The organism is Ruegeria sp. YKSF57, from assembly GCF_059612585.1.
In genome coordinates this window covers 16,875-36,076 of sequence record NZ_JBXWQW010000035.1, presented here as the reverse complement: position 1 = coordinate 36,076, position 19,202 = coordinate 16,875, and the positions used below count along the sequence as shown (strand labels likewise).

Below are 19,202 nucleotides of genomic sequence, written 5' to 3'. Positions count from 1 at the left end.
TCCTAATCCTTCACGAACAGCTTGCGATCCACGTTGCAAAGCGCCTCTGCCGCGCCGCTGTCGCGAATAAGCAAGGTTTCGGTTGTCTCCAACCCCCAATCGTCCATCCAGAGGCCGGGCATGAAATGGAAGGTCATGCCGGGTTTCAACTCGGTCTCATCCGTAGGACGGATCGAATAAGATCGTTCGCCCCAATCAGGCGGATAGGACAGCCCGATGGGGTAGCCACAACGTCCGCCCCGGTCGATGCCGACCTTGGCAAGCTCGGCGTTCATCGCGCGGGCCACATCGCCCGCGACATTTCCGGGGCGTGCCGTTTCGATCCCCGCTTCCAGACCAGCAGTCAGGGCCTCTGACGCGTCCAGCATCTTTTGTGGCGCCGTGCCGAGGAAAACCGTGCGGCAAAGCGGTGCGTGGTAGCGGCGATAGCAGCCGGACAGCTCGAAGAAAGTACCTTCGCCAGCCTTCATCTCGTTGCCGTTCCAGGTCAGATGTGGCGCGGCGGCGTCGGCGCCCGAGGGCGTCAGTGGTACGATGGCGGGATAATCGCCCCAGGCGTCGCCTACTCCGTAGGCACCGGCCTGCAGAATATCACCGACTAGCTCGTTTTTCTTCATGCCAGGTTCGGCGCGTTCAAGCGCCAGCGTGGCGATCATTTCCGAAATCTTCGCGGCCTTACGGATAAAGGCGATTTCCTCGTCCGACTTTACCGCCCGTTGCCAGTTCACAAGTGCGGTGGCGTCGACGAATGCCGCCTCGGGCAGTTCGGCCACCAGCACAGCGTGGGCCTTGGCGGAATAGTAATAGTTCTCCATCTCGACCCCGATGCGACCTGCACTATGGCCAAGATCGCGCAGACGCGCTGCGAGGTCCTCCATCGGATGCTCGGCGGGGTTTTGCACATAGTGGTCTGAATAGCCCTGAACGCAATCGTCCTCCATCCAGACCGTGCGTCGCCCTCCGTTGGTGTCCTGCATCCGGCCCCACCAGATCGGATCGCTCTCCAGCCCCAGGACCACGCCTTGATGCACATAGAACGACCAGCCATCGTACCCAGTCAGCCAAGCCTGGTTCGAGGGATCGGTGGCAAACAGAACGTCTATCCCGGCTTTTTCCATTGCTGCACGGGTCTTTGAGATCCGGCGATCGTACTCGACCTTGGAAAAAGGAGCATGTTCCAGCGGCATTCCCGTCTCCTTCTTGTGCACAACTCATGACACCCAGGCCTTCCGCGCGATGAGTTTCCTCGAAATACCGGCTCGTTTCCTTGACAGAATCCGCAGCGCCGTGGTGTTGTGTACAACATTGATGTCCGGCGCGGCATTGCGTCAACAAAAAACGGACCAACAGGAAGGATTTGGAACATGTTGAACATGAAAACACTGATGGTGGCAGGTGCGGCACTGGCGGCTTCGGCGGTCACGGCGCTGGCCGGGCCGCTGCAGGATCGGATCAATGCCGGTGAAAGCATCCGAATCGGTTTTGCCAACGAAGTCCCCTGGGCTTATCCCGGTGAAAACAACGCGCCCCTTGGCTTTGTGAATGCCCATGTGCTGGGTGTGCTGGGCGAGATGGGCTATGACAACATCGAACCCGTCGTGACCGACTGGGGCGGGCTGATCCCCGGTCTCAAGGCAGGCCGTTTCGACATCATTACGGGTGGCATGTACATCCTGAAAGAGCGTTGCGAGAACGTCGCTTTCTCCGAGCCGATGGCCAAGGTGGGTGATATCTTTGTCGTGCCCGAGGGCAATCCCAAGGGCCTTCACAACATGGATGATGTTGCTGCGGCAGGTGCCGTGATGGTCACCGGTGCGGGCTATAACACCATCAAGGTCGCCAAGGCCGCTGGTGTTGAAGCCAGCAACATCATGGAAGTTCCCGGCCCGACCGAGATCCTGGCTGCCGTGAAGGCGGGCCGCGCCGATGCGGGTGCCGTCACCTACTTTACCGGCACTTCTCTGGTCGCGGATTCCGGTGGTGGTGTCGAGTTGAGCGATGCCAGCAAGCAACCAGTTGACGGGCTGAACTGGGTGGGTATCGGCTTTGCCCAGGACGACACTGAGTTCCTAGCGGCTTTCAACGCCGCACAGGCCAAGTATCTTGGGTCTGACGCGATGCTTGCGGCTGTCGGCGAGTACGGCTACGGCGAAGGCGCGCTTCCCGACGACAAGTCCACCGAATGGGTCTGCAACAACCGCTGATCGAAATCGTCAGGGGCGGGCAAATAGCCCGCCCTTTTGACAAACGGGGCGGGGGCAGAGATGACATATTGGGAATTCCTGGGGGAGCATGGCGCTCGTTTCATTGACGGCACCCTGATTACGGCTGCGCAATTCTTCCTGTCGGCGATTTTTGCCATCCTGTTCGCGCTGATCGCCGGGTTGATGAAACTATCGAACAACCTAGCGATCCGCACGCCCGCCGTCGTCTACATCGAGGTCTTTCGCGGCACCTCCCTCTTGGTCCAGCTTTACTGGATATTCTTCGTCCTGCCGCTTTTCGGAATAACGCTGGAGAAGTTTACCGCTGGCTTCATTGCTGTCGCACTGAACCTTGGGGCCTATGGCGCCGAACTGGTGCGGGGCGGCATTCAATCGGTGCCGAAAGGACAATGGGAGGCCGCCTATTCCCTGTCGATGAGCCCCGCGAAACGCATGTGGCGGATCATCCTGCCACAAGCCCTGGTCAACATGCTGCCGCCATGGGGCAACCTTTTGATCGAGCTTTTGAAGGGCACGGCGCTGGTTTCACTTATTTCCGTTGCCGACCTGATGTTTGAAGCCAAGCAGATCAATGGCTCGACCTTCCTGTCGGCCCAGGCTTTCGGCACGGCGCTGATCATCTACTACATCTTCGCCCGCCTGATCGTGACGCCGTTCATGCGCTGGCTGGAAGCGGTTATGGCCCGCAAGATGGGGAGGGCCTGAGCCATGTTTGACTGGAAGTGGGACTTTACCATCGAGATCTTGCCACGCCTTGGCTGGGCCACGCTCAACACTCTGATGGCGGCGGGTGGCGGCTATGCCATTGCCATCGTGCTGGGACTGGCACTGGCCCTGGCGCAACGTACGCCCTATCGCCTGCTGACCTTCATCGTGCGCGAGTTTGTCGAGTTCATCCGCTCCACGCCCCTGGTCCTGCAAATCTTCTTTGTTTTCTATGTCGGCCCGCAATTCGGCATCCGCCTCAGTCCATGGACCAGCGGCATGATCGCCATCGGATTGCACTATGCGGCCTATCTTTCCGAGGTCTATCGGGGCGGTCTCGACTCTGTCCCCAAGGGCCAGTGGGAGGCCTGCCGGTCGCTGTCGATGTCGACCCGCGACACCTATTTCCGCATCATCATCCCGCAGGCCCTGCCGCCCGCCCTGGCGGGCATGGGCAACTATCTGGTGGGCATCTTCAAGGATACGCCCATGCTCTCGGTCATCGGGGTGGCAGAACTGATGCATGCGGCCAACGCAATCGGATCCGAACACTATCGGTTCCTGGAACCCTACACGATGGTCGGGCTGATATTCCTTGCCATCTCGCTCCCTTCTGCCGGGCTGATCCGGGCATTCGAAGGCTGGGTGCGCAAGAAGCTGGGAATGACCTGATGGAAGACCTCTCCTCTTATCCCCTTGAGCTCGACGCGGGCGACCGCCCAATGGTGCGGTTTTCCCATGTGACCAAGCGCTATGGATCGCTAACCGTTCTCGACGATCTGAGCCTTGATATCGCCGAAGGGGAAATGGTCTCGATCATCGGTCCGTCAGGCTCAGGCAAAACCACCGTGCTGCGCATGCTGATGCTCGAACGTATACAGGGCGGCGTGATCTATGTCGACGGCCAGCCGCTGACGCATGAAGTGAAGGGCGGCAAACTCGTGCCAGCGTCCGAGAAATACCTGCGCCACGCCCGCGAACCGATTGGCATGTGCTTTCAACACTTCAACCTCTTCCCGCATATGACCGCGTTGCAGAACTGCATGGAGGGGCCGGTGCAAGTGTTGGGGCTGTCGAAACAGGACGCCCGGGAACGCTCGGAGGAACTGTTGGAAATGGTTGGGCTGATCGACAAGAAGGATCAGCATCCCTCGCGCCTGTCGGGTGGGCAACAGCAACGCGTGGCGATTGCACGTGCGCTGGCCATGCGCCCGAAGGTAATGTTGCTGGACGAGGTAACCTCGGCACTCGACCCCGAAGTCATTGGAGAAGTGACGGAAGTAATTAAGCGCCTGGTGGCGGAACACAACCTGACGATCATGATGGTGACCCATCAAATGGGCTTTGCCGCCGACATCTCAGACCGCGTTTGCTTTTTCTATGGCGGCAAGATCGAGGAACAGGCCACACCGAAAGAACTCTTCGGCAATCCGCAACGGGAACGCACACGGCAGTTCCTGAGTGCGGTCAAATCAGCGGACTGATCCGTGGCGGTTTCGTTGGCCGACATCCTCGCCGCGCGACAGGTGATCCGGGGCGTGGCCGATGCAACGCCTTTCGTGCCCTCGCCGTTCATGTCCAAGCGGTGCGGGCAGGATTTCCTTTTGAAGCTTGAGAACATGCAGCCCATTGGCGCGTTCAAGCTGCGCGGGGCATTTAACGCTGTGATGACCCTGCCAAGCGGCACTGCAGGGGTCACCTGCTGTTCCACCGGCAACCATGGCCGAGGTGTCGCCTTTGCGGCGGCCAAGCGCGGGATGCGGGCAGTTATCTGCATGTCGGAACTGGTGCCGCAAGCGAAAGTCGACGGGATCAGGGCGCTTGGTGCCGAAGTGGCGATTGTCGGCACATCGCAGGACGATGCTCTGGCAGAAAGCCAAAGGTTGGTCGAGGCTGATGGGCTGGTGGAAATCTCCCCATTCGACGACCCACTGGTGATCGCGGGCCAAGGCACCATCGGTTTGGAGATGATGGAGGCGCGGCCGGATCTTGATACGCTTCTGGTCCCTCTCTCTGGCGGAGGGTTGGCGGCAGGCGTTGCCGTGGCCGCCAAGTCGATCAACCCGCGCGTGAGGGTCATCGGCATCTCGATGGACCGGGGTGCGGCCATGCACGCCTCGATCAAGGCAGGTCACCCGGTCGAAGTCGAGGAGGTGCCCAGCCTTGCCGACAGTCTGGGCGGCGGCATCGGGCTGGATAACAAGCTGAGTTTTCCGCTTTGCCGGAACCAACTGGACGAAATCGTTCTGGTGACCGAGGACGAGATCCGCGACGCCATGCAAGTGCTGTTCTTCGAAGACCGGATCGTTGCGGAAGGCGCTTGCGTTGTCGGTATCGCCGCGACACTGGCGGGCAAGCTGCCCAAACCCTCTGGGCCGGTCGGCACGATCATCACCGGGCGCAACCTCGATATGCAGATGTTCCACAGGATCATGGGGGGTGAGGATATCGTGCTCGGTCATGTCACTTTGAAAGGCAAATGCTATGGCGAATGACATCCGTATCGTGACCGAGGCCGAGTTGCGTGACGTTGTGGCTCTGGACCTGACAACGGTGGATGTGATCGAGCGCGCTTTCGCGGCGCTGGCATCGGGCAAAGTCGTTATGCCGCCGATTCTGTCGATGGAGCTGGCCGAGGCGAACGGTGAGGTCGATGTGAAGACGGCCTATATCCCGGGTTTCGACGGTTTCGCGATCAAGGTCTCGCCCGGGTTCTTCGACAATCCAAAGCTGGGCCTACCAAGCCTCAACGGCTTGATGATCCTGTTTTCTGCCAAGACCGGGCTGGTTGAGGCCGTGTTCCTCGACAACGGATATCTTACCGACATCCGTACGGCGGCGGCAGGCGCTGTTGCGGCACGCCACCTGGCCCCGGCTGAGGTGACAACGGCAGGCGTGATCGGCACTGGCGTTCAGGCGCGTTTGCAGGTCGAGGCTGCGCATCTTGTGCGCCCATTCCAGAGGGTGCTGGTGCACGGTCGCGACTCCGGCAAAGCGGCGGCTACCGCCGCGGACTTGGCCGAAAAACTCGGGATTGAGGTGGAGGTGACCACCGATGCAAAGGCATTGGTTCAGCGCTCGCAACTTGTTGTCACGACCACGCCTGCGCGGGACCCAGTCCTGATGTCCGATTGGATGCATCCGGGGCTCCATATCACCGCCATGGGATCGGACCAGACCGGCAAGAACGAAATTGACCCGAGAGCACTGGCCGTCTGCGACCTTTACGTCGCAGACAGGCTGAGCCAATGCGAGGTTTCGGGAGAGTTAGAAGCGGCGCGCTCAGCGGGGATCGCTCCCAAGGATTCGCCAGAACTGGGCGAAATCGTTTCGCACAAGCACCCCGGGCGCCAATCCGACGATGCTGTAACCATCGCAGACCTCACTGGCACCGGCGCTCAGGACACAGCCATCGCAACCCATGTTTACGCTGCCATGGGGGCGGCTGGCACGGTAATTTCCACATGAGGCTCGGAGTGTTTCAAGCGGCCTGCGGTAGCCTTGGTTTGGATGAACGTCTGTCGCGTCTTGAGGGCGCATTGAAGGGGCAAACGCTCGACCTTGTGGTCTGTCCGGAACTGTTCGCCACGGGGTACCACATCGAAAACGGTCACGGAGCATTGGCCGAACACAGCGATGGATGCTATCTCGACGCGTTCTCAGCCCTGGCCAAACGTCATGAAATCGCAATCGCCTTTGGCTACCCGGAAGCGGCAGACCGGACATATAACGCGGCGGCGGTGGTCAGTGCGGACGGCACCCTTCTGGCCAATCACCGAAAACGCCTCGCTTCACCCGGCAGCTTTGAAGAACACTCCTTCGCAAACGGGAACGCTCCTACCCATTTCGATCTGGCCGGATTGCGCATCGCTGTTGCCATCTGTTACGAGATCGAGTTTCCGGAAACGGCGCGGGGCGCGGCACTTGCAGGTGCTGACCTCCTGATTGTACCGACCGCTCTTGTCGCCCAATGGCCAGTGGTTGCGGAACGCATCGTTCCCGCCCGCGCCTTCGAAAACGGGCTGTGGTTGGCCTATGCCAACCACGGCGGTAGCGAGTTGATGCACGAATATCTGGGCGGCAGTCGGATCGTTGCACCGGACGGGGACGAAGTCGCCATCGCCGGTCGCGGCGAGGAGATGTTGACGGCAGAAGTCGATGCCAAAGCCGTGGCCAAGGCCCGGATGCGGCTCCCCTACCTGCGCGATTGCGCGGCGCTTTGAAGGAAACTCTATGCACGCAAATCCATTCTCCGACGAAGAACTTGCCACCCGCCTGAACAAACTGCGTTCTGAAATGGCAGCGCGCGGGCTTGATATCGCGGTGCTGTCCCAGCCCGAGAGCGTTTTTTATCTGATCGGCCTGGATCACTGGGGGTATTTCGCACCGACGCACCTGATCGTGCCCGCAGCGGGCGAGATGGTTTTGGTTACCCGCCAGATGGAACGGGTCACCATCGAAAATCAGGTACGCAACGCCCGGTTCGCCGGTCACAGTGACAGTGAAAGCGCCGCTGGCAAGCTGGCTGGCGAGCTTGTCGCGCTCGGAATAGCTGGCAAACGAATGGGGTTCGAGGTCGAGACCTCAGGTTTCACCTATCAAGCCGGGCAGGAGTTGTTCGAGCAATTGGGGGCTGCCGAGTGGGTTAACATCTCGGGGCTGGTTGATACGCTCCGCCTCGTAAAATCACCCGAGGAACAGGATTTGATGCTGGCCGCCGCCAAGGCTGCCGACGCCGGAACCGAGGCCGCGATTGCCGCCATCCACGACGGCGCACGGGAGGCCGACGTCGCCGCCGAATGCCTCGCTGCCATGACCCGCGCAGGCGGCACGCCGCCAGGGTTTGGCCCTTTCATCCGGCCAGAGGCGCGGATTGCGGAAGAGCATACAAGCTGGGGAGATGGTGTGTATCGCGCGGGCGAAAAGGTCATGCTGGAGGTGGCGGGCTGTGTCTCGCGCTACAACGCACCCATGGGCCGGTTCGTCCATCTGGGCCACATCCGCGACGAAGACGCCGAGATGGCCGAAATTTCCAAACGCGCGTTCCAGGGCATTTTGGATGGCCTCAAGCCGGGTGTCAGAGCGCGCGACGTCTATGACGCTTGGCAGGCCGTGGTCGACGCGGCAGGCATGCCCGAGTATCGGCGCCATCATTGCGGCTATCTGGTCGGCATCGGTTTCCCGCCTTCCTGGACCGGGGGCAACAAAGTGACAGGCCTCCGCCATGACAGCGATCTGGAGATCAAAGAAGGTATGACTTTTCACGCCATGTCCTGGTTCACCGAAACCGGCCGGGGCGATTATTTCGTCTCGAACTGCGTGCTGTTGGGCCCGGATGGAGCGGAAGTTCTTACCAAGACACCCATGGGGCCGAATGTGGTTGCTTGAACGGGCTATCCTGTCCTCTGATGTACCATGCTCACCACGTTCCACACCACCAGCGCGCCGATGACGATGGCACCGCCCGTCAGCGCCCATGGGCCGGGGTCTTCCCCGATCACGGCCCAGACAAGGATCGGAGCGAGGACAGATTCGAGCAGGACCAATAGGGAGACTTCGGCCGAACTGATATAGCGTGGCCCCAGGGCCAAAAGGCAAGAGGCGGCACCAATGAAGGCGCCATGCCCAAGGAACAGCGGCCATTGTGGGGCGAAGGCCTCCATCGGTGCGGCGAAGGGGGCCAGCAGGCAGGCGGCCCCGATATAGGCAAAGGGAATGGCCGGGATCATCGAGGTCGCCTTGACTCTGCGTACGGCGGTCAACGCGGCAGCAAAGGCCGCCGAGACATAAAGCGCCCAGATGTCGCCCTTCCAAGAGGCGATCTCGTTTTCGCCCGACCCATACGCGATAACCCCCAGTCCGAAAATCACCACTGCCATGGTCAGCGCCATCCGCAACCGGATCGGCTCGCCCAGAAAGATCCGGCTGAAAGCGGCGGCAAAGACGGGCATCGAAGCGAAGATGAAGACCACGTTGGCCACGCTCGTTTGCGTGACCGCCAGCACGAAGGCGGGGGCCGTGGTCCCGATCAGCGCGGTATAGATCACCCCCGGCCAGCCGGTGGCCAAAACGGCGCGAAACCCGCGCGTTCCCTGAACCGCGAGAAGGACGGCAAGAACCAGACACCCAGCAGTCAGACCCCGCCAGAAAGCGGTGACCATGGGTTCGGCCTCGATCAGGCGGACGAAAAGCGAATCCGGCACGACCAGCAAGATGCCCAGCGTGGTGACAATCAGCCCTTTCAGATGGTCGTTCATCTTTTCACTACCCCGTCCAATCGCATTACCAGAGTGCCCCAGAAACGCCAGTGGCACCCGCCACCGCTTTGCGGTAATATTCACCTATCCCAAGCAATAAAGGCATTGCGCGCTGCTGCCTGGGAAGAGCGGAGCTTGACCGTTCGATCCATGGCCATTTTGCCGGGATCACTTGCGCGACAGGCTTCCTGATCTGCAACCGGCGGCGCGCCCGCCCAGACAATAGGTGAGCCATGCTCAGAAACGACCAGCTTGACGCCTGGGATCGCGAGAACTTTTTCCACCCCTCTACCCACTTGGCCCAATTCGCCCGCGGTGATCTGCCGAACCGGATCGTGACCGGCGGCAGCGGATGCCATATCGAAGATCGTGACGGCAACCGCCTTCTGGATGCCTTCGCCGGGCTCTATTGCGTGAACGTCGGCTACGGCCGCCCCGAGATTGCTGAGGCGATCGCGGATCAGGCCCGCGAGCTGGCTTATTACCACTCCTATGTGGGGCACGGCACAGAGGCCTCGATCACGCTCGCCAAGATGGTGCTGGACCGTGCGCCTTCGAACATGTCGAAGGTCTATTTCGGCCTGTCAGGCTCAGACGCGAACGAGACCAACATCAAGCTGGTCTGGTACATGAACAATATCCTGGGCCGACCCGAGAAGAAAAAGATCATCTCGCGCTGGCGCGGCTATCACGGATCGGGCCTGATGACCGGGTCGCTGACCGGGCTGGAGTTGTTCCACAAGAAGTTCGACTTACCACTGACGCAGGTGATCCACACCGAAGCGCCATATTACTTCCGCCGGTCAGATCGAGACATGAGCGAAGAGGCGTTTTCGGCCCACTGTGCGGCGGAACTTGAAGCCCTGATCGAACGCGAAGGCGCCGATACCATTGCGGCCTTCATCGGCGAGCCGGTCCTGGGCACCGGCGGCATCGTACCGCCGCCCGCCGGATATTGGGACGCCATTCAAGAGGTTCTGGACCGCCACGACATCCTTTTGATCGCCGACGAGGTGGTCACCGGGTTTGGACGTCTGGGCACCATGTTCGGATCAGAACATTACGGCATTCGCCCTGACATCATCACCATCGCCAAGGGACTGACCTCGGCCTATGCGCCGCTTTCCGGTTCCATCGTCTCGGACAAAGTCTGGGCTGTCCTGGAACAGGGCACGCACGAAAACGGCCCCATCGGCCATGGCTGGACCTATTCCGCCCATCCCATCGGCGCTGCGGCGGGTGTGGCCAATCTGCGCCTGATCGACGAATTAAACCTTGTCGCCAACGCAGGCGAAACCGGTGCCTATCTGAACGCCGCCCTGAAGGACACGGTAGGTGCCCATGCACAGGTCGGAGACGTCCGGGGCGAAGGCATGCTCGCCGCCGTTGAATTCGTAGCTGACCGTGACGCCCACAGGTTCTTCGACGCGGGCGAAAAGGTAGGCCCCCGCATTGCGGCGGCCTTGCTGGAGGAAGGCGTGATCGCGCGGGCCATGCCCCAGGGCGACATCCTGGGTTTCGCGCCGCCGTTTTGCCTCACGAAGCTGCAAGCCGACGAGATCGCCGACAAGACGGCGCGTGCGGTGAGGTCTGTCCTGGGCGGCTAAAGCTAAAGGCTTCGGAGGCGGCGCACGGTCGCCTCCGGATCGCTTGCCATGAGACCCAAGAGCTTGAAGGCCGGACCACCTGGTCGACGCTGCCCGTTCTCCCAAAGACGATAGCCATTGGTACTCATGCCCATCAGGCTAGCCATGTCTTCTTCCGAAAGTTCCGCCTTTTGCCGCACGGCTCGGGGTTCAAGCGGCTTTTGCTTTTGCGACGTCTCGACATCGGCATTCATGATCGTGCTCCTTGCCTCAGTTGGGCGTTTTGCCCGACCTCCGCTCAAGCGTGCCGGGATTCTCTTTTTTGTCGCTGCGCTGATCGCAGTTTTTTCTCGATACGTCCGATGCGTTGCGCTTTCTGTGACATGTCCGAGCGCAACTGTCGAAGCTCATCAAGGATGTCCTGCACCCCGTCGGCCAGAGGTGCGGTATTGTCCAAGGGGGGCGGGATACCATCTCCTTCGCCGTTCAGAAGCCAACTGATGGATACCCCAAGTAGGCCCGACATCATCTGGGCCTTGTTGGCACGCGGTTCGGTGCGGTCGTCCTCCCAGTTCTGGACGGTTTTCAGCTTGACGCCGAGCTTGCGCGCAAAATCCGATTGAGACAGGCTCTGCGCCTCACGCGCAGCGGTGATCCTGTCGCCAAAGGTCGCCATTTCCTCGCCAAAGTAGGTCGTTGGTTCGATATCTTCCATGCTCAAGCGGCTTCGGCCAATTCCGCTGCAAGTTCGATTGTCACAAGGTTCTGGTTCTTGTGCCGGGTCTGCGGAAACAGAGCCTGCGTGACGAAAGGCTCGATCTTCATCTTGGAACGCTGCCAGTTCGCGAAACGCCGAAACAGGGCCCAATTGTCTTCCTCGTCCGACGGAATGCACGTCTGAACGCGCGTCACATTCAAGCAGGCGTCCTGGCGCATCAGATGCCCCAGCATCAGCGACGAAAGCCCGGTATCTTCGGCAGGTTCACTCACTTCGACGGTCCAGATGAACAGGGTTTCGGGATCGAAAGGCAGAACATAGGCCAACGCCCATCCAACCAGTTCACCATCCAGTTCAGCCACGACGGAAGTTTCTGGGGAAAACCTGTTTGCAACCAGGCTGCCATGAACGTCACCCATGCCTTCCGATCCTGTACCTTTGGACAGTGCGCTTATCCCGGCTTCGTCTTGTGCATTGGGTGCGCGAAGGGTGGGAATGGGTTGTTCGAAAAGCTCAAACGGATGTTTCATGGACATTACTCCTAAATACTTTGGAATGCGAAGTACCACATCGGGGCGTAAACTTCAAATTTCGGCGCTTTAAGTGGAAAAACGCAGCCAATTATGGGGCGATCTCAGAAATTTACTTTAGTTAACAAAGTAGAGCGCCTCGCCAATCCGTTGATTAGTCACAGCAATCTGGACAAGGTCGGCCAGATTGTCGCATCAATTGGCTATGGATCGTACAGACAGCAGCCTGGTGGCCCTGCGCCGCATTCTAAGGGCAACCGAAATATTCGGGCGTGAACTCGCCAAATCCGCAGGTCTGACAGCGGTGCAATTCCGGGTGCTTCAAGTGGTGGGCGAAACCGGCCATTCGACCGCGACGGCGATCTCGTCTCGGATGCGCGTCTCGCAGGCCACCATTACCGCTCTGGTCGACAAACTGGTGTCCCATGGCATGGTGACGCGCGAGAAGTCCCAGATCGACCGCCGCCAGACAGACATCGTCATCACCGATCTTGGGCGCCGCACCATCGAAAACTCGCCCGATCCCCTGCAACAGCGCTTTGTCCGCCGCTTACATGATCTGGAGGATTGGGAACAAGCCATGCTGGTCGCATCTCTCGAACGTGTGGCAGCCATGCTGGACGCAGAAGAACTCGATGCCGCGCCAGTCCTTGAAACCGGCGATCTGCGCAAGCAATCGTAGGGGAGGACTGCAACCGGTGCGGATGAAGGTTCTGTCCGTATTGGTGCCCAAAACGTGTGATAGGTCCTGAAATCGGCTGGCAAAAAACGTCCAGGTCTTAGGGGGCAGTCTTGTAGGTACGTTCGGATAGCGGCGCCTCTGCAATAACCTGTTTGAGCCGGCGGATCATGAGGCCCTCGGCCCGGTTGAGGCGCTTGGCTGTGTTCGTCACCAGATAAATATCTACTTCTGGCGGGTCTTCGTAAGGTGGCAGGCGCCACAAACGTCCACTGGCCACGTCTCGTTCCATCACATGGATCGGCAGGGATCCGATCCCCAATCCACATTCGATCATGCGCCGCACCTCCTCAAGCTGGGAGGACCGTCCGACGACATCGTAGTCCAGCCCCCATTTGCTACGCAGCAATGCAACCGGGCGCAGGGCATCGTTGATGTCCTCTGTATCGAAAGAAACGGTCGGGTAGTCGCGCAAATCGGACATTTTCAGTTTGTCTTTGCCGAACAGCGGATGTGAGGGGCCACAATAGAAGCCAAAGAATTCCCGATAGAGTAGATCGTGCTCCACGTCCGGAAATTTGCGATTTACCAGACAAATACCGAAGCTTGCGTTTCGTTCGCGCACGGCCTGGATCACTCTTGCGCTGGTATCGATCCTGATATTGAAGCGGATTTTCGGATGGTCGCGGCTAAGTTCCTTCAATTGGTCGTCCAGAAGCGGGGTGACGACATGGCTGGCCAGAAGGATGCGAATCTCGCCAGAGATTTCGTTCACCGCCTCGCGCACGGCCTCGGGCAGCCTGCCAACGCCGCTAAACATGTCACTGCACTCGGAGTAAAGCCGACGACCTGCAGCGGTCAGACGGAACGTGCCATGCCCGCGATCGACAAGTCGACAGCCCAGTTCCGTTTCGAGCCGCTTCAGCGCAAGGCTGACCGAAGGTTGCCCACGCAACAACCTGTGCGCCGCCAGGGTGATGCTTTGCTCTTCGGCAATCACAAGGAAGGTCCGCAGCAGGTTCCAGTCCAGCTGGAAAACGAACTTTGCATCAATACTAATAGACATTAACGAAACCAATCCTCGATATTTAAGCTATCAATTTCCTCAATTCACCCTCTGCATGCAATAGTTTTTGCAATCGGGGGAAATAGCCTTGTCAGACGCAAAAATGCCTGTCGACCGCCGTCCTTGGCTGTTGTTGTCGCCTGCGCTGGTGTTCATCACCGTGCTTGTTGTGATCCCCATGGCGTTCATCCTGGTCTACTCGTTTTATGAAAACATCGACCTCGCCGTGGATGTGCCTGCGTTCCAGATCGGCAACTGGGAGGAGCTGTTCACCGATAGCTATTACCATACCGCGATCTGGAAAACGCTTCGCCTGTCGCTGATCGTCACGGTGCTGGCCGCCGTTCTGGGCTATATTCCGGCCTATGTAATCGCGATGACCAAGTATCGGCATAAATGGCTGCTTCTGCTGCTTCTAATCCTGCCGTTCTGGATCAGCTTCATCATCCGCACGCTGAGCTGGATTCACATCTTCGGCAATCAGGGCGCGCTGAACGGGTTGATGAACCTGCTTGGCCTCGGCGATCTGCCGGTCCAGATCATGTACACCGAATTCACTGTGATCGTGGGATTCATCCATGTGTTCCTGCCGTACATGATCCTCAACGTCTACGTCAGTCTGGAAGGCATCGATGAGAACCTCGAACCCGCCGCGCGCACGCTGGGCGCGACCCCGTGGCAGGCGTTTCGGGAGGTCACGTTACCCTTGTCCTTGCCGGGTCTGGCCGCCGGATCGCTGCTGGTTTTCGTTTTGACCGGCGGCAGCTATGTCACTCCGCTGATCCTTGGCGGGCCCAGCGATTTCCTCTTCGGCAATTTGGTCTATGACGCCGTGGTGACCGAGCTTAACTGGCCCATGGGCGCAACGCTCTCTTTCACTTTGCTGTTTCTCTTGGGCAGCGTGGTCATCCTCTACAGTCGGCTGATGGGCATGAACCAGCTCGCCAAAGCGTTCGGATAGGGGCAAGATGAAACCACGCATCTGGAAATTGCTTAAATTCTACACCCTGCTGGTCTACGCCTTCATGTTCGCGCCCATCGTCGTGGTGCTGATCCTTGCGTTCAACTCTTCGCAATTCGGAGGGTTTCCCATCGAAGGGTTGTCGCTGCGCTGGTTTTACAAACTGGCGGAGAACGAAGCCATCGTGCGGGCGTTGCGCACCTCGCTGTCGCTGGGGCTGCTGACGGCGCTGATTGCCACGTCGCTGGGTATCCTCGCCAGCATGGCGCTGGTGCGCTACCAGTTTCGCGGCAAGCAATGGATTACCACTTTTCTGATCTCACCAGTTCTGGTGCCGGAAACTGTGCTGGCGGTCGGTCTGCTGATCTTTCTGCGCTGGCTTCATATGCCGCGCAGCTTCGGCTTGCTGCTGATTGGGCACTCGATCATCGCACTGCCCTTCGTGGTTCTGGTGGTACAAGCGCGGCTGATCGGCATCCGAAAAGACTATGAGGAAGCGGCCCGATCCCTGGGCGCAAGCCCGCTTCAAACCTTCTTCCAGATCACCCTGCCGCTTCTGATGCCCGCGGTCTTTGCGGGTGCCCTTTTTGCCTTCACCATATCTTTTGACAACATCACCGCCACCATCTTCTGGCGACCTTCGGGAATGGAGACGGTACCAACACAAATCTTCGGGATGCTCCGCAATTCCGTCAGCCCGGAAATCAACGCTCTGGGTTTCGTGATGATCTGCATCACAGTGGGTCTTCCGCTACTGGCGGGCGGATTGGCCCGGTACTTTTCACGCCGAAAAATCTGAACCAACGACAACATGGGAGACGATAAATGACCAAGAAAATCGACAGCGTGACCCGCTACGAGCGCCTGCGCGAAGCCGTGGGGAATGGCGATGTGGATCGCAGGACATTCTTTGGCCTTTTGGGTTCGGCCGGGATTACTGCCGGTCTTTCGGGCGGCATTATGACCACGATGGCCACTCAGGCCCGAGCCGCAGGCACTGAATTGCACTTCGAAGGTTGGGGCGGCGTCGTCTCCGAGGCGCTGCGCAAGAACGCCTTTGATCCTTATGAGGCCGAAACCGGCAACAAGGTGATCGACGCGACCTTCGGCGGCGAAAACGAGGTGCTGACCAAGGTGAAAGCTGCCGGTAGCACGGACGGGCACAACATCCTGCACAGCTCTGGCATTACCTGGTACAAACGCTGGGTAGACAACGGCTATCATGTCAAGCTTAACGAAGGGAACATTCCCAACCTCGCCAACGTGATGCCCGCGATGATGGAGCCGTTCCGCAAGATCACGCCGGATGGGCTTTCGGCCGTGCCTTATGACTACGGCACCACTGGCATCGCCTACAACACCGAGCATGTGAGCAAGGAAAAGGCGATGGAGCTGGGTGCCAACCTGCTGCTCGACCCCGAACTGAAGGGCAAGATCGGCGGATGGGGCGGCGACTGGGCCAACCGGGCCTGGTATGGCGCGCTGCAATCAGGTCAGGACCCGAACGACATTCAGGACTGGGACGCGGTTTGGGACAAGGCCCGTGAGCACCGTGACCTCGTACTGAAATACTGGTCCTCGGGCGCGGAGCTGATGGACCTGCTAGCCAAAGGCGAGATCTACGTGACCGAGGCCTGGTCAGGCCGTGTCGCGGCGCTGCAGGCACAGGGCCATCCGATCGCTTACATGGATCCACCCAACGGTTTGGCGTGGATGGAAACCATGTTCGTGATGAAGGGCTCGCCTATGGAAGAGGCCGAGGCACTTCTGAACTTCATGCTGGCACCGGAAACCGCCATTGCCGTGGCCGTGGGTCAGAAATATCCGCCATCGCTCGACCCGACGAAGGTGGACATGCCCGAGGGTGTCACAAGCCTGCCCGCCTTCGACCCAACCGGCAAGCTGGAAGGTCTCGTCTTCCGCGATCCGTCGGCGTGGAACCCGCACGAGAAGGAACAAGGCAAACAGTGGAACCGCGTCCAGAAGGGCGGCTGATCCAGTCACCGGGGCGGGCCGCCGGAGGGTGGCCCGCCTTTTCCCGATAACAAACGGACGATTTTGATGGCGCGCGTAGAACTAGTCGATATTCAGAAGTCTTATGGCGCGGTGCAGGCTGTGAAAGAGGCCAACGTGGTCTTCGAGGAAGGCTCGTTCACCACGCTCCTTGGCCCGTCGGGCTGCGGCAAGACAACTATCCTGCGCATGGTCTCCGGACTGGAAGCGCCCACAAGCGGCGATATCCAGATCGGTGGCAAGCGGATCAACGATGTGCCGATTCATAAGCGCAATCTGGGGCTCGTGTTTCAGAACTATGCGCTGTTTCCACATCGGACGATTGGCGAGAACATCGCTTTTGGCCTGAAATACCGCGACGTGCCAAAGGCGGACGTGGCGCGCAAGGTGACAGAGGCGCTCGACATCGTGCGTCTGCCCGGCGTCGAGGACCGCTATCCCAGCCAGTTGTCCGGTGGCCAGCAGCAGCGCATCGCGTTGGCGCGCGCCATCGTGATCGAACCGGACGTGTTGCTTCTGGATGAACCCCTGTCGGCGCTGGATGCCAACCTGCGCGAGGACATGCGCGTTGAACTGAAATCTATTCAAGACCGCATCGGCGTCACCTCGATCTTCGTCACACACGATCAGTCCGAAGCCCTCGCCATGTCGGACAAGATCATCGTCATGAGCGCGGGCCAGATCGAACAGATCGGCACCCCCGAATCGGTCTACAACAGACCGGCCTCTGAATTTGTGGCGGGCTTTCTGGGCGCCGCTAACCTGCTGGACGCCAAGGTTGCCTCCCGCGCCGCCGATCATGTCGTGCTGGAGACGCCGGAGTTCGGGCGTACCCCCGTGCCCCTCAGTCATGCCGGTACGCTAGGGGATAGCCCTGTCGCCAAGCTCATGGTGCGCGCCGAAAAACTCAAGCTGGTTCCGGCAAGCGGGGACGGCGTGGCTGCACAGGTGGACGCAGTCGACTATCAAGGCCAGCTTGCCCGCTATTTCCTGCGTATCGGAGAAACAAGGCTCCAAGCCATGAACATGATTGACGGAGCGCCCTTTGGTGTTGGCGACTCCGTCTCGCTCCAGCTCAATCCTGACGCCTGCTGCGCCTTGCCCGTATCGGGTGCCTTGTGAGCCGGCTCTTTTATCAAACACGCCTGGAGCGCCCCGCGCTTGAGAGGGCTGAGGGCATCTACCTGTGGGATACATCCGGCAAACGATATATCGATGGGTCGTCAGGTGCGATGGTCAGCAATATCGGCCATTCCAACCCCCGCGTTCTGGACGCCATGCGAAAGCAGATGGAGAGCTCAACCTTCGGCTATCGCCTGCATTTCAAAACAGAGGCCTCCGAGAAACTGGCGGACAAGGCGGCCGCATTGGCCCCCGAGGGGCTGGACCGCGTGTTCTTTGTCTCCGGCGGGTCCGAGGCGACCGAGAGCGCCATCAAGATGGCCCGCCAATATGCACTTGCCCAGGGCGACGGGCAACGCTTCAAGGTGATCTCGCGAACGCCGTCCTATCATGGCTCCACGCTGGGCGCGCTGGCTGTGACAGGCTACGGCCCGCTTACCGCGCCGTTTGACCCGATGATGCGCCCCATGCCCAAAGTGCCTGCGCCACGTGCCTATCTCGACGGGCTTGATCCCGATGACCCCGCCACAGGTCAGCATTACGCGCAAATGCTTGAAGACATGATTGTCGCCGAGGGGCCTGAAACGGTTCTGGCCTTTATCGTAGAGCCCATCGGCGGGGCTTCCACCGGTGCGCTGGTGCCGCCTGCTGGCTACATGCAGGCCATCAGAGATATCTGTACGCGTCATGGCGTCCTGCTCATCCATGATGAGGTGATGAGCGGCGGCGGGCGCACCGGGCGCTTCTTCGGTGCCGATCACTGGGGTACAACGCCAGACCTCATCTGCCTCTCCAAAGGATTTGGTGGCGGCTATGTGCCGCTTGGCGCAATGATCGCGCGCGATTACATGGTCGAAGCGGTGCTGGACGCCGGGGGCTTTGCCCATGGGCACACCTACGCGGGTAACCCGCTGGCCTGTGCGGCGGGGCTTGCCGTGATCGAAGAGATCGAAGCCGAGGGGCTGACGCAGAACGCTGCCGAGATCGGAGAACTGCTCAAAGGGCGGCTCGAAGCGCTCATGCAGCGCTATCCGATCATTGGCGATGTGCGTGGTAAAGGTCTGTTGCTGGCGTTCGAGCTGATGGCAGACCGCCACAGCAAAACCGCGCTGCCGGCACAGCTCAACGCCTACAATCGCCTCGTCGAGATCGCCTATGAAAACGGCCTGATCATCTATTCGCGGCGCACGCGTAGCGGCTATTCCGGCGATCACTTCCTGGTCTGCCCGCCTATGATCACCACGCCCGAACAGGTCGATGAAATCATCGAGCTGCTCGACGCCTCGCTCGGCACGTTCTTCGACGAGTTGCCTGCAAATGTCGCCTGAAGGAGACTGCCC

21 protein-coding genes are annotated in these 19,202 nt (G+C 59.8%); 15 read left to right on the top strand and 6 right to left on the bottom strand.

All coding sequences use genetic code 11. The features are described from left to right. Positions 1-2: 2 nt before the first annotated feature. Positions 3-1,187, bottom strand: coding sequence for a M24 family metallopeptidase (locus AC2FLX_RS15355; protein WP_496809922.1), 1,185 nt, complete (start codon positions 1,185-1,187; stop codon positions 3-5). A gap of 177 nt (positions 1,188-1,364) precedes the next feature. On the opposite strand from AC2FLX_RS15355, the gene AC2FLX_RS15350 reads away from it, so the two are divergent. The 8 genes from AC2FLX_RS15350 to AC2FLX_RS15315 are packed head-to-tail and all read left to right on the top strand — an operon-like array spanning position 1,365 to position 8,318. Then, a complete protein-coding gene (locus tag AC2FLX_RS15350; RefSeq protein WP_496809923.1) occupies positions 1,365-2,204 on the top strand; it encodes a transporter substrate-binding domain-containing protein in 840 nt (279 codons plus the stop codon). Between the two features lie 60 nt (positions 2,205-2,264). Continuing rightward, complete coding sequence (ehuC, locus tag AC2FLX_RS15345; RefSeq protein WP_496809924.1) at positions 2,265-2,930, top strand: ectoine/hydroxyectoine ABC transporter permease subunit EhuC; 666 nt, start codon at positions 2,265-2,267, stop codon at positions 2,928-2,930. A gap of 3 nt (positions 2,931-2,933) precedes the next feature. Then, positions 2,934-3,602 (top strand): ectoine/hydroxyectoine ABC transporter permease subunit EhuD, encoded by a 669-nt coding sequence (ehuD, locus tag AC2FLX_RS15340; protein WP_496809925.1) that lies wholly within the window; start codon positions 2,934-2,936, stop codon positions 3,600-3,602. Further along, positions 3,602-4,414 (top strand): ectoine/hydroxyectoine ABC transporter ATP-binding protein EhuA, encoded by an 813-nt coding sequence (ehuA, locus tag AC2FLX_RS15335; RefSeq protein WP_496809926.1) that lies wholly within the window; start codon positions 3,602-3,604, stop codon positions 4,412-4,414. Before ehuD ends, ehuA begins: the two co-directional genes overlap by 1 nt. A gap of 3 nt (positions 4,415-4,417) precedes the next feature. After that, the gene (eutB, locus tag AC2FLX_RS15330; RefSeq protein ID WP_496809927.1) at positions 4,418-5,425 is read left to right on the top strand and encodes a hydroxyectoine utilization dehydratase EutB; all 1,008 of its coding nucleotides are present in this window, start codon (positions 4,418-4,420) and stop codon (positions 5,423-5,425) included. Then, positions 5,415-6,398: a cyclodeaminase gene (locus tag AC2FLX_RS15325; RefSeq protein WP_496809928.1), complete on the top strand. Its 984-nt coding sequence runs from the start codon at positions 5,415-5,417 to the stop codon at positions 6,396-6,398. Before eutB ends, AC2FLX_RS15325 begins: the two co-directional genes overlap by 11 nt. An 8-nt stretch (positions 6,399-6,406) precedes the next feature. Next, complete coding sequence (locus AC2FLX_RS15320) at positions 6,407-7,153, top strand: nitrilase-related carbon-nitrogen hydrolase (RefSeq protein ID WP_496809929.1); 747 nt, start codon at positions 6,407-6,409, stop codon at positions 7,151-7,153. Between the two features lie 10 nt (positions 7,154-7,163). Further along, complete coding sequence (locus AC2FLX_RS15315; protein WP_496809930.1) at positions 7,164-8,318, top strand: M24 family metallopeptidase; 1,155 nt, start codon at positions 7,164-7,166, stop codon at positions 8,316-8,318. Positions 8,319-8,323: 5 nt separating this feature from the next. Here AC2FLX_RS15315 and AC2FLX_RS15310 read toward each other — a convergent pair whose 3' ends face one another. After that, positions 8,324-9,187 (bottom strand): DMT family transporter, encoded by an 864-nt coding sequence (locus tag AC2FLX_RS15310; protein WP_496809931.1) that lies wholly within the window; start codon positions 9,185-9,187, stop codon positions 8,324-8,326. Positions 9,188-9,420: 233 nt separating this feature from the next. Between AC2FLX_RS15310 and AC2FLX_RS15305 the strand changes: the two genes are divergently transcribed. Beyond that, complete coding sequence (locus tag AC2FLX_RS15305; protein ID WP_496809932.1) at positions 9,421-10,794, top strand: aspartate aminotransferase family protein; 1,374 nt, start codon at positions 9,421-9,423, stop codon at positions 10,792-10,794. Between the two features lie 2 nt (positions 10,795-10,796). Here AC2FLX_RS15305 and AC2FLX_RS15300 read toward each other — a convergent pair whose 3' ends face one another. The 3 genes from AC2FLX_RS15300 to AC2FLX_RS15290 are packed head-to-tail and all read right to left on the bottom strand — an operon-like array spanning position 10,797 to position 12,021. Further along, positions 10,797-11,027, bottom strand: coding sequence for a helix-turn-helix domain-containing protein (locus AC2FLX_RS15300; RefSeq protein ID WP_496809933.1), 231 nt, complete (start codon positions 11,025-11,027; stop codon positions 10,797-10,799). Between the two features lie 44 nt (positions 11,028-11,071). After that, the gene (locus AC2FLX_RS15295) at positions 11,072-11,488 is read right to left on the bottom strand and encodes a helix-turn-helix domain-containing protein (RefSeq protein WP_496809934.1); all 417 of its coding nucleotides are present in this window, start codon (positions 11,486-11,488) and stop codon (positions 11,072-11,074) included. A gap of 2 nt (positions 11,489-11,490) precedes the next feature. Further along, the gene (locus AC2FLX_RS15290; RefSeq protein ID WP_496809935.1) at positions 11,491-12,021 is read right to left on the bottom strand and encodes a GNAT family N-acetyltransferase; all 531 of its coding nucleotides are present in this window, start codon (positions 12,019-12,021) and stop codon (positions 11,491-11,493) included. 205 nt (positions 12,022-12,226) lie between these two features. On the opposite strand from AC2FLX_RS15290, the gene AC2FLX_RS15285 reads away from it, so the two are divergent. Next, on the top strand, positions 12,227-12,703 hold the full coding sequence (locus AC2FLX_RS15285; protein ID WP_496875461.1) for a MarR family winged helix-turn-helix transcriptional regulator: 477 nt from the start codon (positions 12,227-12,229) through the stop codon (positions 12,701-12,703). A gap of 97 nt (positions 12,704-12,800) precedes the next feature. Here AC2FLX_RS15285 and AC2FLX_RS15280 read toward each other — a convergent pair whose 3' ends face one another. After that, positions 12,801-13,766, bottom strand: coding sequence for a LysR family transcriptional regulator (locus tag AC2FLX_RS15280; protein ID WP_496811489.1), 966 nt, complete (start codon positions 13,764-13,766; stop codon positions 12,801-12,803). 88 nt (positions 13,767-13,854) lie between these two features. Here AC2FLX_RS15280 and AC2FLX_RS15275 point away from each other — a divergent pair, with 88 nt between their 5' ends. From AC2FLX_RS15275 to AC2FLX_RS15255, 5 genes are all read left to right on the top strand, one after another. Further along, positions 13,855-14,727 (top strand): ABC transporter permease, encoded by an 873-nt coding sequence (locus AC2FLX_RS15275; protein WP_496811490.1) that lies wholly within the window; start codon positions 13,855-13,857, stop codon positions 14,725-14,727. 7 nt (positions 14,728-14,734) lie between these two features. Continuing rightward, positions 14,735-15,526 carry an ABC transporter permease gene (locus AC2FLX_RS15270; protein WP_496811491.1) on the top strand — a complete coding sequence of 264 codons (792 nt, stop codon included), beginning with the start codon at positions 14,735-14,737 and terminating at the stop codon, positions 15,524-15,526. 26 nt (positions 15,527-15,552) lie between these two features. After that, the gene (locus AC2FLX_RS15265) at positions 15,553-16,722 is read left to right on the top strand and encodes an ABC transporter substrate-binding protein (RefSeq protein ID WP_496875460.1); all 1,170 of its coding nucleotides are present in this window, start codon (positions 15,553-15,555) and stop codon (positions 16,720-16,722) included. Positions 16,723-16,788: 66 nt separating this feature from the next. Then, a complete protein-coding gene (locus tag AC2FLX_RS15260; protein ID WP_496810868.1) occupies positions 16,789-17,862 on the top strand; it encodes an ABC transporter ATP-binding protein in 1,074 nt (357 codons plus the stop codon). Then, a complete protein-coding gene (locus AC2FLX_RS15255) occupies positions 17,859-19,190 on the top strand; it encodes an aminotransferase family protein (protein ID WP_496810869.1) in 1,332 nt (443 codons plus the stop codon). The genes AC2FLX_RS15260 and AC2FLX_RS15255 overlap by 4 nt, the downstream gene beginning before the upstream one ends. The last annotated feature ends 12 nt before the right edge of the window (positions 19,191-19,202 follow it).

Bases quoted from the DNA above. Each gene is read 5' to 3' on its own strand.
- AC2FLX_RS15295 (WP_496809934.1), bottom strand. From the start codon at position 11,488: ATGGAAGATATCGAACCAACGACCTACTTTGGCGAGGAAATGGCGACC.
- AC2FLX_RS15325 (WP_496809928.1), top strand. From the start codon at position 5,415: ATGGCGAATGACATCCGTATCGTGACCGAGGCCGAGTTGCGTGACGTT.
- AC2FLX_RS15315 (WP_496809930.1), top strand. From the start codon at position 7,164: ATGCACGCAAATCCATTCTCCGACGAAGAACTTGCCACCCGCCTGAAC.
- AC2FLX_RS15350 (WP_496809923.1), top strand. From the start codon at position 1,365: ATGTTGAACATGAAAACACTGATGGTGGCAGGTGCGGCACTGGCGGCT.
- ehuC (WP_496809924.1), top strand. From the start codon at position 2,265: ATGACATATTGGGAATTCCTGGGGGAGCATGGCGCTCGTTTCATTGAC.
- AC2FLX_RS15290 (WP_496809935.1), bottom strand. From the start codon at position 12,021: ATGAAACATCCGTTTGAGCTTTTCGAACAACCCATTCCCACCCTTCGC.
- ehuA (WP_496809926.1), top strand. From the start codon at position 3,602: ATGGAAGACCTCTCCTCTTATCCCCTTGAGCTCGACGCGGGCGACCGC.
- AC2FLX_RS15305 (WP_496809932.1), top strand. From the start codon at position 9,421: ATGCTCAGAAACGACCAGCTTGACGCCTGGGATCGCGAGAACTTTTTC.
- AC2FLX_RS15280 (WP_496811489.1), bottom strand. From the start codon at position 13,766: ATGTCTATTAGTATTGATGCAAAGTTCGTTTTCCAGCTGGACTGGAAC.
- ehuD (WP_496809925.1), top strand. From the start codon at position 2,934: ATGTTTGACTGGAAGTGGGACTTTACCATCGAGATCTTGCCACGCCTT.
- AC2FLX_RS15310 (WP_496809931.1), bottom strand. From the start codon at position 9,187: ATGAACGACCATCTGAAAGGGCTGATTGTCACCACGCTGGGCATCTTG.
- AC2FLX_RS15270 (WP_496811491.1), top strand. From the start codon at position 14,735: ATGAAACCACGCATCTGGAAATTGCTTAAATTCTACACCCTGCTGGTC.
- AC2FLX_RS15355 (WP_496809922.1), bottom strand. From the start codon at position 1,187: ATGCCGCTGGAACATGCTCCTTTTTCCAAGGTCGAGTACGATCGCCGG.
- AC2FLX_RS15265 (WP_496875460.1), top strand. From the start codon at position 15,553: ATGACCAAGAAAATCGACAGCGTGACCCGCTACGAGCGCCTGCGCGAA.
- AC2FLX_RS15285 (WP_496875461.1), top strand. From the start codon at position 12,227: ATGGATCGTACAGACAGCAGCCTGGTGGCCCTGCGCCGCATTCTAAGG.
- AC2FLX_RS15260 (WP_496810868.1), top strand. From the start codon at position 16,789: ATGGCGCGCGTAGAACTAGTCGATATTCAGAAGTCTTATGGCGCGGTG.
- AC2FLX_RS15300 (WP_496809933.1), bottom strand. From the start codon at position 11,027: ATGAATGCCGATGTCGAGACGTCGCAAAAGCAAAAGCCGCTTGAACCC.